Genomic DNA, 14,481 nt, shown 5'->3' with positions numbered 1-14,481 from the left:
GACGGCGCCCAGCCCTACCGTGGGCCCCGGGACGGTCGGCCCACCGACCACACCACCAACCCCAGCACCACCAGGGCCGCCACCACGACGAACCAGGTGTCCGAGACCCCCGAGGCCCACTCGGCCAGGGCGGTCTCGGCGTCGCGCTGGGCGCTGACGGTGACCAGCCCACTCAGCCCCGCCGTGCCGTCGGTGACCAGGAGCAGCACACCGATGGCCACGCAGAGCAGCCCGGAGACCACCATCGCCCAGGTGTTGCGCCACGGCCCCAAGGAGACCTCGCGGGGCGCCACCAGAGCGCGGCCTCGGGAACCCAGCCGGTCCCACACCGCAGCCAGGACCAGCAGCGGCACCGTCATGCCCAGCGCGTAGAGGGCCAGCACGGTGCCGCCGTACACGGCGCTGCCGCTCACGGTGGCCACCATGAGGACCGAACCCAGGATGGGCCCCGCGCAGACGCCGGCCACCGCGTACACGGCCCCGAGGGTGAACACCGACACCACCGAGGTGGTGTCGCGGCCTCCGCCGGCGGTGCGGCCCAGACCGGGCACGGGCAGGCCCGAGAGCTGCCACAGGCCCAGCACGATGACGACTGCGGCGGCACCGGCCACCAACGCCGACCGGTGCGCGGTGAGCAGCGAGCCCACGGCGCCGGAGAAGACGCCCAGCGGCACCAGCGTGGCGCACAGGCCCGCGTAGAACACCATCGTCCGCCCCACGAGCGCCACCGGGGAGGTGAAGGCGTAGGCGAAGAAGGCCGGCAGCAGCATCACCGAGCAGGGGCTCAGCAGCGCGAGGACGCCCCCGAGGAAGGCGCCGGTGTACCCGATGTCCACTCAGCCCTCCCGGCGCGCGGCGAGCTGCTGGTCGATCACCCGGCGGAAGGTCTCCGCGGACTGGGCGCCCACCATCCGCTGGTCGTCGATGACGAAGGTCGGCGTCCCCGTGGCACCCACCTGGGAGCGGGCCTCCTCGGCATCGGCGCGCACCTGCTCCAGCAGCTCGGGGGACTCCAGGTCGCGGGCGAACCGCTCCATGTCCGGCACCCCCACCTCCTCGGCCCAGGCGGTGAGCTTCTCGTCGGTGACCTCCAGGTGCCCCCGCTCGGGCGCGGCCTCGTACACCGCGCGGTGGTACTCCCAGAACCGCCCCTGCTCACCGGCGGCGCGCGCGGCCACCGCGGCCTTCTCCGACTCCTCGCCGAACAGGGGGAGGTCGCGCCACTCCACCCGGAGCCGGCCGGACTCCACGTACTCGCTCACCAGCTCCGGCATGGTGTCGCGGCTGAACACCGCGCAGAAGGGACAGCGGTAGTCGGCGTACTCGATGAGCACCACGGGGGCGTCCACGTCACCGAGAGCGGTCACGTCATCGGCGTCGCGGCGGGTGAGGCCGATGCGCTCCTCGGCGGCCGAGGGGCCACGGCCTCCCTCCCCGGCGGCGGAGGACTCCCCGGGGGACGCCGGTGAGGACGCGCCGGCATCGCCCCCGGAGGCCTTCTGGGGCGACGGGCCGGAGCGGCCGGCCAGCAGGGCACCCACCGCCAGCAGCAGGACGACGGCGGCGCCGGCCGCGATGGTGAGGAGGCGTCGGGAGGAGGCGGTCATGCCCGGACCGTACCCAGCCGCCCGGCGCACCCGGAGGGAGGGTGGGCCGGATGCACCTGGCCCGGAACGCGGCCCGAGGACGACCCCGCCGGAGCGTGGCCCACACTGGGCCCATGCCCCTCCTGCGCCGCCGCCCCCGCACGCCCGGACCCGCACGCCCCTCCCCCGCGGAGGCCACCTGGCGCCTCGTGCACGCCGAGCGGTGGGCGCTCGTCGCGGACCTCGCCGACCTGGACCGCGCGGCGTGGGACACGCCCTCGCTGGCCCCCGGGTGGACGGTGATGGACGTGGCCGCCCACCTGGTGGACAACGCCCGCACCACCCCGTGGCGCCTCACCCGCGCGATGGTGGCCGCGGGCGGCAGCCTCGACCGGCAGAACCAGGCCGGCGTGGACGCCGAGCGACGCCCCACCCCGGCGGCGATGCTGGACGCCCTGCGCTCCGTGGCCGGGCGCACGAGCGGCCCGCCCACCTGGCTGGCGCCCGTGGCCAGCCGGCTGGTGGAGGAGATCGCCCACGGCGAGGACGTCCGCCGCCCGCTGGGCATCCGCCACTTCTACCCGATCCCCGCCGTGCAGCAGGCCCTGGCCCACCAGCTGGGCACCCGGGAGGCCCTCGGCGGGGCGCCGGCGGCCCTGCGCCGGGTGACCCTGGTGGGCACCGACGGCAACGTGGCCCTGGGCAGCGGGCCCGAGGTGCGGGGCCGGCTGCTGGAGCTGCTCATGGCCGCCACCGGGCGCCCGTGGGAGCCCGGTGCGCTCACCGGGCCGGGCGTGGCGCTGCTCGAGGACGCCTCCGCGCGCTGAGGCACCGCCTCAGGTGCGGGGTGCCTGCTCCTGCCCGGTCACCGCGTCGTCCTGCTCCTCCAGCTCGGCCAGTCGCTCCTCCCAGCGGCGGGCCACCTCCCCCTCGGAGTCGCCCTGCCCGATACGCAGCGCCGCCCGCCCCACCATCTGCGCCGCCACCGGCACGGTGATGAGGTGGCACACCGCCAGCAGCACGAGCATGCCCACGTCGCTGGGCTGACGCACGCGCAGCCCCACCCCGAGGGCCACCAGCAGCACCCCCAGCACCTGCGGCTTGCTGCTGGCGTGCATGCGGGTGAAGAGGTCGCCGAAGCGCCACAGCCCCAGCGAGGCCGAGAGGCACAGCACCGCCCCGCCCAGCAGGCAGAGCATCCCCAGCAGGTCCAGCAGCCCCGTCATCGCGGCACCTCCTCGGTGCGCGGCGCGTCGGCCGGGCGCATGAACCGCGCCACGCTCACCGACCCCAGGAAGCCGATGAGCGACAACGAGATGAGCACCGGCAGCGAGGTGGTGTGCCGGTTGACGGCGGCCTCAGTGCCCAGCGCGCAGATGAGCACACCGGTGACCACCTCCAGGCCGATGACCCGGTCCATCATCGTGGGACCGGTCACCACCCGGAGCACGGTGAGCAGGGCCGAGGCGGCGAGCAGCAGCCCCACCGCCCAGGCCAGCACGGTCTCGACCATCAGCCTCCTCCTCCGTCGCTGGTGCGCACGCCGCCGGTGAGCGCCGAGCGGCCCTGCAGGGGCCCGCCCGGGTCGCGGGCCATGACCTCGTCGACGTCCGGGGCGAGCGCCCGCAGCAGCAGCTCCTCCTGCCGCCACACCTTTTTGCGGAACTCCTGCTGCTGCTCGGGGGTGTGCACGCGGAACCCGTGCACCAACAGGGTGCCCACCTCACGGTCCAGGTCCAGCACCACGCTGCCGGGAACGAGCGTGGTCATGCCCGCCGTGGTGGCCACGAACAGCTCGTCGGTGGAGCGCAGCGGCACCTCGAACACCGTGCCGCCGGGCGAGCGACGGCTGGTGAACACCGCCCAGGCCACGGACGCCGAGGCCGCCACGAGGTCCACGAGGAAGGTCACCACCAGCCGCACGAACGCCACCGGCCGCAGCACCAGGCGCAGCTCCAGGCGTGGCAGGGGGAAGAGCAGGCACACCAGCACGGAGACCAGCACGCCCCCCAGCAGGTCCAGCCACTTCAGGTGCCCCCAGAGCAGCATCCACGTGGCGGTGAGCAGCACCACCGCCCGCAGGTCGATGCGGTCGCGCAGCGTCTGGCGCAGGTCGGCGGGCATCATCGCGGCACCCCGTCGGGGAAGACCGCGTGCGTGTAGACCGTGGTGCCCAGCAGGTCGTGGGCGGCGCGGTCGGTGTATGCGTACACCGGCCCGGCGGCCACGCTCAGCGCCAGCCCCACCCCCACGAGCAGCACCGTGGGACCGACCACGCCGGACACCAGCGCCTCCGAGACGTCACGGTCCGGGTCCGGCAGGTCGCGCAGCGGGTGGCCGTCCTCGCTGAACGGGCGGCGCCAGAAGGCCCGCGCCCAGGTGCGGGTCAGCGCGTACAGCGTGAGCAACGAGGTGAGCAGCGAGGCCCCCACCAGCGTGTACGCCAGCCACCCGCCGTGGTACAGGCCCGCCTCGATGAGGCCCACCTTGGCCAGGAAGCCCGAGAACGGAGGGATGCCGCCCAGGTTCATGGCCGGCACGAAGAAGAGCACCGCCACCAGCGGCGAGGCCGTGGCCAGCCGGTCCAGCCGCATCGAGGAGGAGGTGCCGCCGCGGCGCTCCACCAGGCCCGTCACGAGGAACAGCGCCGACTGGATGAGGATGTGGTGCACCACGTAGAAGATGGCCGCCGAGAGCCCCAGCTCCCCACCGAGCGCGATGCCGAAGATCATGAACCCGATGTGGCTCACCAGGGTGAAGGAGAGCATGCGCTTGATGTCGTCCTGCACGATGGCGCCGAGGATGCCCACCACCATCGTCAGTGCAGCCGCGCCCAGCAGCAGGGGGCTCACCCGGTCGTCCGGGAAGAGCAGCACCTCGGTGCGGATGATGGCGTACACACCCACCTTGGTGAGCAGGCCGGCGAACACGGCCGTCACCGACGCCGGCGCCGTGGGGTAGGAGTCCGGCAGCCAGCCCTGCATCGGGAAGACGGCGGCCTTGATGCCGAAGCCCAGCAGCAGCACGAGTTCCAGGGCCAGGCGGGTGTCGGCGTCGACCTCCGCGAGCCGGTGCGCCAGGTGGGCCAGGTTGACCGTTCCCGTGGCGGCGTAGACCAGCGCGATGGCGGTGAGGAAGACCGCCGAGGACACCAGGCTGACGGCCACGTAGTTGGTGCCCGCGCGCACCCGCGCCCGGGTGCCGCCGAGCGTCAGCAGCACGAACGAGGCCACCAGCAGCATCTCGAAGCCCACGTACAGGTGAAACAGGTCGCCCGAGAGGAAGGTGGTGGACACGCCCGCCGAGAGCACCAGCAGGGTGGGGTGGAAGATCGGCAGCGGGGACTGGCCGTCGCTCTCCTCGTCGAAGGACGACCGGCCCTCCCCGATGGAGTAGAGCACCACCGCCAGCGTCACCAGCACGCTCACCAGCACCATGAGCGAGGCGAGGCGGTCGGCCACCAGCGCGATGCCCTCCGTGGGCGCCCAGCCACCCACCTGCACCACCTGCGGCCCGCGGGTGTCGCTGAGGTGCACCAGCAGGGCAGCCACCACGAGGCTCGTGGTGAGGGCCGCCACGGTGACGGCGCGCTGCACGCCCGTGCGGCGGTTGGCCACCAGGGTCAGGCCGGCGGCCACCAGTGGCACCACCACGGGCAGGGGCACGAGGACGTCGGGCGTGGGCGTCATCGGGCCTCCTCGGGGTGCGTGGTCTCGTCGGCGGGCGGGGCGTCGGGTGGGTCGTCGCCTTCCGCGGCGGGGTCGTCGGCGGAGTCGCTGGACCCCTCTCCGAACACCTCGGGTGTGTAGCTGTTGGCCTCGGCGCGGCGCGAGATGCGGCGGCTCTCGGCATCGGTCTGCACCACGTCGGTGTGCGCCACCTGCCACGAGCGGTGGGCCAGCGCCATGACGAAGCCGGTCATGGCCAGTGAGATGACGATGGCGGTGAGCACCATGGCCTGCGGCAGCGGGTCGCTCAGGGGCCCGGTGCCGGCGGCGTCGGAGATGGGGGCGCGTCCGGGGTCCCCGGACGCCACGAGGAAGAGCAGGTTCACGCCGTTGCCCAGCAGCAGCATGCCGAAGAGCATCCGCACCAGGCTGCGTGAGAGGAACAGGTAGACCCCGCAGGCGGACAGCACACCCACCAGCAGGCACAGGGTGAGGCTCGGCGTCACCGGGAACCCTCCTCCTCGTGGCCGGCGAGCACCGCCGAGGCCCGGCCGGTGTGGTCGCCCCGCTCCTGGGCGTCACGGTCCAGGGCGGAGCCCAGCGAGGAGAGCAGGTCCAGCAGCAGCCCCACCACCACCAGGTAGACGCCCACGTCGAAGGCCACCGAGCTCACCAGGTGCAGCTCGCCCACCGGCCCCAGGTGCAGGTCGTATGTCCAGGTCTGCAGCACCTCGCCGCCGGCCAGCAGCGAGACCAGACCGGTGCCGGCCGAGAGGAACAGGCCCGTACCCAGCAGCCAGCCGGGCACCACGGGCAGGGCGGCTCCCAGCTCTGCGCGGCCACCGGCCAGGTAGCGCAGCAGCAGTCCCAGCCCGGCCACCAGACCGGCCGCGAACCCGCCGCCGGGGTGGTTGTGCCCGGCCAGCAGCAGGTAGACCGACCACACGATGATGACGTGGAAGACCAGCCGGGTGGCCACCTCGAGCATGAGGCTGCGGCCGCCCGGCGGCAGCGCGCCGGCGTCGGGGATCCACCGGGCCCCGCCCTCGCTCACCGCGGCGTGGCTGCGGCGGCGGCCCAGGGCGTCGCGGACGCGGTCGTAGCTGGTGGTGACGCGCTCGCTGTGCAGGAAGACCAGGCTGGCCACGCCGGTGGCGGCCACGAGCACCACGGAGAGCTCCCCCATCGTGTCCCAGGCGCGGATGTCCACGAGGATGACGTTGACGATGTTGGTGCCGCCCCCGAAGGTCTTGGCGCGCTCGGCGAGCGCCTCCGGGTCGTGGGGGGCCGTGCGCACCGCCGAGGCGGTGACCGCCAGCAGGCACATGACCGTGCCCACGGCCGCGCCCAGCAGCCAGCGCAGGCGGCGGTCCAGCGGGGTGGAGAAGTCGCGGAAGCGCACCGGCAGGTGGCGCAGCACCAGCACGAACACGGCGATGGAGACGGTCTCCACCAGCACCTGTGTGAGCGCGAGGTCCGGGGCGCCGTGCAGCAGGAAGAGCATGGCCACGCCGTACCCGGTGACGCCCACGAGGAAGACACCGCGCAGGCGGCGGCGGGAGCGGGCGGCGGCCACCGCGGCCAGGGCCACCACCACGGCGGTGCCCACCTGGGCCGGGCCGTCAGCCAGGCGGACCCGCTCGGGCCAGGCGACGCCGGTGGCCAGCGCCCACCCGGGCAGCAGCACGAAGGTGCCGAAGACCAGCGCGAGGTTGAGCTCCAGGGAGCCGCGCTGCAGGTGACCGGTGAGCTCGTTGGCGCCCCGCTCCACGGTGCGCATGGTCCAGCGGTAGCCGCGCTGCGCCGAGAGCAGCTGCGGCAGCGAACCCGCCCAGCGCGCCACCGGCCGGCCGGCCAGCACCAGCGCGCCACCGACCAGCAGCACCACACCGGTGAGGGCCAACGGCACGCCCACGTGGGGCACGAGCGCCAGGTGCACCGGGTCCGGTGTGGCGGGCCAGGGGCCGGCGGCCGGGGCCAGCCAGTGCTCCACCCTTCCCGCGAAGGGGGCCAGCAGCAGGCCGGCCTCGGCGAGCACCACCGGCACGGCCACGGCCCAGGGCGAGACGTGGCCCACCGGAGTGGGGCCGGAGGGGGCGGGCCGCTCGTCGGTGCCCGGGGCGTGGTCGCCCAGGCCCAGCACGAGGAAGCGGCCGCTGTAGGCCACGGTGAGCGCCGACCCGAGCACCACGGCCACCAGGGCGAGGGTGGAGAACCCGTCCCCGGGCGTGGGACCGCCGTGCTCCAGGGCTCCGAGCGCCGCCTCCTTGGCCACGAAGCCGTACAGCGGCGGGATGCCCGCCATGGAGGCCAGGGCCAGCACGCAGGTCCAGAAGGTCCACGGCATCGAGCGGCGTAGGCCGCGCAGCAGACGCAGGTCGCGGGTGCCGGTGGCGTGGTCGACGACGCCGACGGCCAGGAAGAGCGAGGACTTGAACAGCGCGTGCGCCACGAGCAGCGCCACCCCCGCCAGCGCGGCGTCGCCGTTGCCCACGCCCAGCACCAGGCAGAGGAAGCCGAGCTGGCTCACCGTGCCGTGGGCCAGCAACAGCTTGAGGTCCACCTGCCGCATCGCCCGCCACGCGCCGAGCAGCATCGTCAGGGCACCCCCGAGCACGAGCAGCCAGCGCCACACCGGCACGTCCGCGAGCGCCGGGGCGAGACGGGCCACGAGGTAGACGCCCGCCTTGACCATGGCCGCGGCGTGCAGGAAGGCGCTCACCGGGGTGGGCGCGGCCATCGCCGCCGGGAGCCAGAAGTGGAAGGGCACCTGGGCCGACTTGCTGGCCACCCCCAGCAGCACCAGCACGACGGCCACCGAGGTGGTGAGCGTGGCGGCCGGCGGGTGGGCCACGAGCTCCGAGAGGCGGTGCGTGCCGGCGTCACGGGCCAGCAGCAGCAGGCCGGCCAGCATCGCCAGACCGCCGAAGGTGGTGACCACCAGGGCCTGCCCGGCGGCCACGCGGCTGGCGCGCCGCTGCGAGGAGTGGCCGATGAGCAGGTAGGAGAGCACCGTGGTGACCTCCCAGAAGAGGTACAGCACGAGCACGTCGTCGGCGGTGACCAGTCCCACCATCGCGCCGGCGAAGCCCACCAGGCAGGCGGCGAAGCGGCCCAGGCCCTTCTCGTCGTCCTCGAAGTAGCCGGTGCAGTAGGTGAGCACCATGGCGCCCACCGCGCCGACCACCAGCACCATGAGCCAGGCCAGGGGGTCGAGGCGGAAGGCCAGCTCGAGGTCCAGGCTCGGCACCCACGGCACGGTCTCGACCGGCGGTGCGTCCCCGCGGGCGGCCACCGACCGGGTGAGGGCCCACACCGCCGTGCCCGCCGGCACGAGGGCCAGCAGGGGGAAGACGCGGCGTCCCAGCCGGGCGGCGCCCAGCGGGGCCAGGAGCGCGGCGAGCAGGTGGAGTGCGATGGCGATGAACACGGCGCACTCCTCGGGGGTCGTCGGTCACAGCGGCCAGGCTCCCCGGAGGGGACGGGCGGGGCCGGGGCGTCGGGCTGCTCCGCGGCGCCCGACGCATGCCAGACGGGGCCGGCACCACCGTGGGGGTGGTGCCGGATTCTACCGAACGGTCCGCCCGGAGGCGGATCGACCGGCAGGACCGGGGGCGGACCGCCGGGCGCACTGGCCCCGCGCCTCCTCCTCGAGTAGACAGAAGCCCATGACCGAGAACCCGACGCACGAACTCGTGGGCGACTTCTCCGGCCAGTTGGTGGGCACCTCCATCCACGCCGGCCACGGCCTGCGCGAGGAGACCGCGGCGGCGATGGTGCTCGACGAGGACACCCGCTTCCGCGAGGAGGACCCCTTCACCGACCGCATCGCCGCCGGCGCCCCGGCGCGCGTGCTGGTGCACCACTCGCGCTTCGAGGTGGACCTCAACCGCCCCCGCGAGGAGGCCGTGTACCGCTCCCCCGAGGACGCCTGGGGCCTGGACGTCTGGGCCGACGGGACGCTGGACGAGGACGTGGCCGCCCGCAGCCTGGAGCAGTACGACCGCTTCTACGCCGACCTGGCCGAGCGCCTCGACGAGCTGGCCGCCCGCGGGCCGTTCGTGGTGTACGACGTGCACTCCTACAACCACCGCCGCAACGGCGCCGACGCCGAGCCCGAGCCGGTGGAGGAGAACCCCCAGGTGAACCTCGGCACCGGCACCGTGGACGCCCACTGGCGCCCGGTGGTGGACGCCTTCACCCGGTCCCTGGGGTCCCAGGAGGTGGACGGCGAGCGCATCGACGTGCGGGAGAACGTGAAGTTCGAGGGCCGCGCCCTGGCGTGGTTCGTGCACGAGCGCTACCCCTCGACCGGCCTGTGCCTGGCGCTGGAGTTCAAGAAGCTCTACATGGACGAGTGGACCGGCCGGCCGGACGACGCCCACGTGGAGCAGCTGCAGCGTGCACTCACGGCCACCCACGAGCCGGTGCTGGCCGCCCTGCGCGAGGTGGGCACCCGATGAGCGGGGCCCCGCAGGACCCGTCCAGCACCGACTCCACCGCCCTCGAGGGGTCCTCCGAGGAGGCCACCTGGGACCCGGCCGACCTGGCCGTGGACCACACGCTGGCCATGCTCTCGGACTCCCTGCGCTTCCTGCTGGACGTCACCCCGGAGAACGCCGAGGAGCAGAAGAAGCGCTTCCTCGACGGTGAGGTCGCCGAGCCGGAGTTCACCTACCGCGAGCTGGACGCCGACCCGGACGTGGTCTCCGCGCAGATCGCCCAGGTGCCGGTGGACGAGGTCACCGACCCCACGCTGGCCGAGCTGCTGCGCCACAAGCGGCGCGAGATGCAGCTGCAGCTGGACATGCTGCGCTGCCGCGGCTCACAGACCTTCCGCGAGATGTCCGTGGAGCTCTACGGCGCGGTCTCCACCGAGCTGCGCGACGCCGCTCGCCGCATCGTGGCCGGGCTGGACGTGCCCGGCTCTCCCCGCTCGATGGTGGACGCCGAGGACTTCCTCGAGGCAGCGCAGGACGAGATCGCCCGCTACCGCGAGGTGGACCCGGACGTGAGCATCCACGCCGAGGTGCGCAGCGACACCTCGGGCGTGCTGGTGGAGGGCGACACCCTCCTCATCAGCGAGGCCGCGAGCGTGCCCACCAACCGCGTGGACGCCCTCATCCACCACGAGGTGGGCACCCACCTGGTGACCCAGGTGAACGGCTCCGGGCAGCCCATGAAGACCCTCGGGTCCGGCCTGGCCGGGTACGACGAGACGCAGGAGGGGCTGGCCGTGCTCGGCGAGATCGCCGTCGGCGGGCTGACCCCCTTCCGGCTGCGCCAGCTGGCCGTGCGCGTGCTCACCGTGGACCGGATGCTCGAGGGCGCCGGCTTCGCCGAGGCCTTCGGCGCCCTGGTGGACGAGGGCGTGCCGAGGCGCTCGGCGTACACCACCACCATGCGCGTCTACCGCTCCGGTGGGCTCACCAAGGACGCCGTGTACCTGCGCGGCCTGCTCGACCTGCTCGAGCACCTGCGCACCGGCGGCCGCCTGGACACCCTGTTCCTGGGCAAGTTCGCCCTGTCGGACCTGCCGCTGGTGCAGGACCTCGATGCGCGCGGCCTGCTGCGGCCGGCCCGCATCACCTCCAACTGGCTGCTCGACGCCGGCGCGACCGAGCGTCTGCAGGCGGCCGTGAAGACCACCGACCTGTCCACCCTGACCCAGGAGATGACATGAAGATCGCGTTCGTCGTCAACGACGTCATGACCGAGAAGCACGTCTACACCACCACCCGCCTGGCCATGGCCGCCACCAACCGCGACCACGAGGTGGTGCTGCTGGGCATGGGCGACTTCGGGTACGAGCCCGACGGCACCCTGATGGCCCGCGGCCGCAGCGCCAAGGACAAGAACTACCGCTCCCTGGAGCGCTACCTCGAGGACGTGCAGAAGCCCGAGAGCGAGGAGCAGTTCGCCGTCTCCGAGTTCGACGTGGTGATGCTGCGCGCCGACCCCGCCGACGAGGGCGAGGGCAGCGCCTGGGCCAACAACGCCGGCATCGCCTTCGGCGAGCTCATGGCCGCCCAGGGCGTGCTGGTGGTGAACGACCCCAGCGCCCTGAGCAAGGCCCTGAGCAAGGCCTACTTCCAGCAGTTCCCCGAGCGGGTGCGCCCCCGCACGCTCATCTCCCGCGACGAGAAGCGCATCGAGGAGTTCGTCCAGGAGCTGGGCGGCAAGGCCGTGCTCAAGCCGCTGCAGGGCTCCGGCGGGTCCGGCGTGTTCCTGGTGAACGAGGACGAGGCCCCCAATCTCAACCAGATCATCGAGGCGATCGCCCGCGACGGCTACGTGGTGGCCCAGGAGTTCCTGCCGGAGGCCAAGGACGGCGACGTGCGGATGTTCCTCATGAACGGCCAGCCGCTCACGGTGGACGGCAAGGTGGCCGCCTTCCGCCGCCGCAGCGGAAGCGACGACATCCGCTCCAACATGTCCGCCGGCGGCTCCGCCGAGAAGGTGGAGGTCACCAACGGCATGCTCGAACTGGTGGAGGCCGTGCGGCCCAAGCTGGTGGCCGACGGCATGTTCCTGGTGGGCCTGGACATCGTGGGCGACAAGCTCATGGAGGTCAACGTGTTCAGCCCCGGCGGCCTCGGCTCCTGCCAGGCGCTGTACGAGGTGGACTTCGCCCCGGCCGTCATCGAGAACCTGGAGCACAAGGTGACGATGCACGAGCACTACGGCCGGCAGCTGCGCAACGCGGCGCTCGCCACGCTCTGACACCCACCGACCGGTGCGGGCGCGGAGGACTCCGCGCCCGCACCGGTCGTCCCAGCCCACCCGCGAGAGGACACCGTGAACAGCTCGCCGACACCGCCCACCCCGCCCGCCGCCCCGGGTTCCGCCACATGGGAGACCCGCGACCTCGCCATCGAGCACAACGTCTCGCTGCTGGCCGACTCCGTGAACTTCCTGCGCGAGGTGACGCCCGACGACGCCGAGGTGCACCGCGAGGAGTTCCTGACCGGCACCCACGACGAGCCACCGTTCACCTACCGGCGGCCGCAGGCGGACCTGGAGGTGCTCTCGGCGCAGATCGACCTGCTGCCGGTGGACGAGGTGGGCGACCCCACCCTGGCCTCCCTGCTGCGCCGCAAGGTGCGCGAGATGCGCGTGCAGGTGGAGATGCTGCGCACCCGTGGCACCTCGATCTTCCGCGACCTCTCGGTGGAGCTGTACGGCGACGTCTCCGACCGTCTGCGGACCTTCGCCCAGCACGTGGTGGACGACCTCAAGGTGCCCGAGCCGCCGCAGGAGACGGTGGGCGCCGAGGAGGTGCGCGAGTCCGCCGAGGCGCTGTTCGAGCGCTACCGCCGCATCGACCCGCGGGTGCGCGTGCACACCGAGGTGCGCCGCGACTTCACCGGCGTGGCGCTGCTGGGCGAGCGCCTCCTCATCAGCAGAGCGGTCCGCGTGCCCCCGCACCGCCTGGAGGTGCTGGTGCAGCACGAGCTGGGCACCCACCTGGCCACCCAGGTGAACGCCGTCGGCCAGCCCCTGCGCACGCTGCGCACCGGCCTGACCAGCTACGACGAGACCCACGAGGGGCTGGCCGTGCTGGGCGAGCTGGCCGCCGGCGACCTGAGCCCCTTCCGCCTGCGGGAGCTGGCCGTACGGGTGCTCACCGTGCACCGGATGCTGGAGGGCGACACCTTCCGGGAGGCGTTCACCGCCATGACCGAGGTGGGCGTGCACCCCGCCGCGGCGTACAACACGTGCGTGCACGTCTTCCGCTCCGGTGGGCTCACCAAGGACGCCGGGTACCTGCGCGGCGCGCTGAACCTGCTCGACCACGTGCGGGCCGGGCGCCCCATCGACCTGCTGCTGCTGGGCCGCTTCCACCTGGAGGACCTGCCTGCCGTCACCGACCTGCACCACCGGGGACTCCTGGCACCGGTGCGGGCCCGTCCCGACTGGATGGAGATCTCCGGTTGGCAGGAGCGCGTGCGCGCGGCCGCCCAGGCCGACGACCTCTCCACCGTGGTGAGCTCCCCACCGCACGAGGCAGACTGACCCGGACCCACCGCCACCCACCCAGGAGGAAGCCATGAACGACTCGACCGGTTGCGCCACCTGCCCCGGCGCCCCCGCCCCCGCCACCGGCCCCACCCGCCGCCAGGTGGTCACCGGCGCCGGTGCCGCCGTGGCCTTCGGGGCACCGACCCTGGCTGGGTGCGCGGGCGGCAAGGGGTCCACCAGCGACGGTGCTGACGCCCCGGGCGTGGAGTTCCCCGCCTCCGACGTGCCCGTGGGCGGCGGCGCCATCAAGCAGGGCTGGGTGGTCACGCAGCCCACCGAGGGCACCTACAAGGCGTTCAGCAGCAAGTGCACCCACCAGGGGTGCGGGGTCTCGCAGATCAAGGACGGCGCCATCATCTGCACCTGCCACGGCAGCGAGTTCTCCGTGGAGGACGGGTCGGTGCTCGCCGGGCCGGCGCAGGACGCGCTGCCCGAGGGCAAGGCCGAGGTCTCCGGCGACACCGTGAAGGCCGGCCCCGCCTGAGCAGGCGTCACTCGAGCAGCAGCCCGACACCCAGGACGACGAACGCGACGGCCGCCACGGTGTCGATGGTGCGCCCGGCCCGCTGGTAGAGGCGCACCAACGGCGGGCGGCTGGCGGCCCACGTCACGGCCAGGAACCACGCGGTGGCGATGAGCAGCATCATGAGCAGCACCCCGCCGCGGGCCGCCCAGGACATCTCCGGGGGCAGCAGCGTGCTGAACAGCGCGCCGAAGAACACCAGTGCCTTGGGGTTGGCCACGTTGGTGGCCAGGCCCAGGCGGAAGGCTGCGCCCGTCGGCGGGGTGGCCTCGGCGGCGCCCTCGTCCGCCTGCCCGCGGCTGCGCCACAGGCCCCACAGGATGGACAGGCCGAAGCCGACGAGGAAGACCGCGCCGGCCAGCTTCATCGCGACGGCGATCCACGGCTGGGCACGCACCAGGGCGGTGAAGCCCACGAGGGCCAGCACGATCCACAGGCCGATGCCGGTGACCACGCCCATCGCGGTGGCCGAGGCGGCCCGGGCGCCGCGGCGCATGGCGGTGCGCAGGACGGCGACGAAGTCCGGCCCCGGGCTCATGACGCCGAGGGTCCAGACGAGGGCCAGCGGCAGGTAGGTCTCCACGGCGGGCGAGTCTAGGAACCGGTCAGTACGCGGGTCCCCACGGACGCGGACGAGAACCGCACCGGTGCCGATCTCGGCCTGCCGCCACCGTGACCTCCG

The 14,481-nt window shown here is 73.6% G+C and carries 15 protein-coding genes; 6 read left to right on the top strand and 9 right to left on the bottom strand.

What is annotated here, in order from left to right; translation table 11 throughout:
* Positions 1–14: 14 nt before the first annotated feature.
* A complete protein-coding gene (locus ACFFHC_RS05640) occupies positions 15–836 on the bottom strand; it encodes a cytochrome c biogenesis CcdA family protein (protein WP_141494829.1) in 822 nt (273 codons plus the stop codon).
* On the bottom strand, positions 837–1,607 hold the full coding sequence (locus ACFFHC_RS05635) for a DsbA family protein (RefSeq protein WP_070706141.1): 771 nt from the start codon (positions 1,605–1,607) through the stop codon (positions 837–839).
* 113 nt (positions 1,608–1,720) lie between these two features.
* Between ACFFHC_RS05635 and ACFFHC_RS05630 the strand changes: the two genes are divergently transcribed.
* A complete protein-coding gene (locus ACFFHC_RS05630) occupies positions 1,721–2,413 on the top strand; it encodes a maleylpyruvate isomerase family mycothiol-dependent enzyme (RefSeq protein WP_101849658.1) in 693 nt (230 codons plus the stop codon).
* Between the two features lie 9 nt (positions 2,414–2,422).
* Here ACFFHC_RS05630 and mnhG read toward each other — a convergent pair whose 3' ends face one another.
* The 6 genes from mnhG to ACFFHC_RS05600 are packed head-to-tail and all read right to left on the bottom strand — an operon-like array spanning position 2,423 to position 8,684.
* Complete coding sequence (mnhG, locus tag ACFFHC_RS05625; protein ID WP_070706143.1) at positions 2,423–2,812, bottom strand: monovalent cation/H(+) antiporter subunit G; 390 nt, start codon at positions 2,810–2,812, stop codon at positions 2,423–2,425.
* The gene (locus ACFFHC_RS05620; protein ID WP_070706145.1) at positions 2,809–3,099 is read right to left on the bottom strand and encodes a monovalent cation/H+ antiporter complex subunit F; all 291 of its coding nucleotides are present in this window, start codon (positions 3,097–3,099) and stop codon (positions 2,809–2,811) included. Before ACFFHC_RS05620 ends, mnhG begins: the two co-directional genes overlap by 4 nt.
* Positions 3,099–3,713, bottom strand: a complete 615-nt coding sequence (locus ACFFHC_RS05615; RefSeq protein WP_070706147.1) for a Na+/H+ antiporter subunit E — start codon at positions 3,711–3,713, stop codon at positions 3,099–3,101. Before ACFFHC_RS05615 ends, ACFFHC_RS05620 begins: the two co-directional genes overlap by 1 nt.
* On the bottom strand, positions 3,710–5,275 hold the full coding sequence (locus ACFFHC_RS05610) for a Na+/H+ antiporter subunit D (protein ID WP_070706149.1): 1,566 nt from the start codon (positions 5,273–5,275) through the stop codon (positions 3,710–3,712). Before ACFFHC_RS05610 ends, ACFFHC_RS05615 begins: the two co-directional genes overlap by 4 nt.
* Entirely contained in the window at positions 5,272–5,760 is a 489-nt protein-coding gene (locus ACFFHC_RS05605; protein ID WP_070706151.1) for a Na(+)/H(+) antiporter subunit C, read from the bottom strand. Before ACFFHC_RS05605 ends, ACFFHC_RS05610 begins: the two co-directional genes overlap by 4 nt.
* Positions 5,757–8,684 (bottom strand): Na+/H+ antiporter subunit A, encoded by a 2,928-nt coding sequence (locus ACFFHC_RS05600; RefSeq protein ID WP_101849656.1) that lies wholly within the window; start codon positions 8,682–8,684, stop codon positions 5,757–5,759. Before ACFFHC_RS05600 ends, ACFFHC_RS05605 begins: the two co-directional genes overlap by 4 nt.
* A 238-nt stretch (positions 8,685–8,922) precedes the next feature.
* Between ACFFHC_RS05600 and ACFFHC_RS05595 the strand changes: the two genes are divergently transcribed.
* From ACFFHC_RS05595 to ACFFHC_RS05575, 5 genes are all read left to right on the top strand, one after another.
* On the top strand, positions 8,923–9,717 hold the full coding sequence (locus ACFFHC_RS05595) for an N-formylglutamate amidohydrolase (protein WP_101849655.1): 795 nt from the start codon (positions 8,923–8,925) through the stop codon (positions 9,715–9,717).
* Positions 9,714–10,937: a peptidase MATCAP family protein gene (locus tag ACFFHC_RS05590; RefSeq protein ID WP_083323443.1), complete on the top strand. Its 1,224-nt coding sequence runs from the start codon at positions 9,714–9,716 to the stop codon at positions 10,935–10,937. The genes ACFFHC_RS05595 and ACFFHC_RS05590 overlap by 4 nt, the downstream gene beginning before the upstream one ends.
* On the top strand, positions 10,934–11,977 hold the full coding sequence (locus ACFFHC_RS05585; RefSeq protein ID WP_070703824.1) for a glutathione synthase: 1,044 nt from the start codon (positions 10,934–10,936) through the stop codon (positions 11,975–11,977). The genes ACFFHC_RS05590 and ACFFHC_RS05585 overlap by 4 nt, the downstream gene beginning before the upstream one ends.
* A gap of 75 nt (positions 11,978–12,052) precedes the next feature.
* Positions 12,053–13,270: a tyrosine/phenylalanine carboxypeptidase domain-containing protein gene (locus ACFFHC_RS05580; protein ID WP_141494806.1), complete on the top strand. Its 1,218-nt coding sequence runs from the start codon at positions 12,053–12,055 to the stop codon at positions 13,268–13,270.
* A gap of 34 nt (positions 13,271–13,304) precedes the next feature.
* The gene (locus ACFFHC_RS05575; protein ID WP_070704794.1) at positions 13,305–13,760 is read left to right on the top strand and encodes a Rieske (2Fe-2S) protein; all 456 of its coding nucleotides are present in this window, start codon (positions 13,305–13,307) and stop codon (positions 13,758–13,760) included.
* Positions 13,761–13,767: 7 nt separating this feature from the next.
* On the opposite strand, the gene ACFFHC_RS05570 is transcribed toward ACFFHC_RS05575, so the two are convergent.
* Positions 13,768–14,481, bottom strand: a 714-nt coding sequence (locus ACFFHC_RS05570; RefSeq protein WP_379803672.1) for a LysE family translocator, incomplete at its 5' end; no start/stop codon positions are given.

Source organism: Kytococcus schroeteri, assembly GCF_042433515.1.
In the GTDB taxonomy this organism is placed as follows: Bacteria; Actinomycetota; Actinomycetes; order Actinomycetales; family Dermatophilaceae; genus Kytococcus; species Kytococcus schroeteri.
The sequence above is the reverse complement of the archived record's forward strand: the minus strand, read 5'-3'. Positions and strand labels throughout refer to the sequence as shown.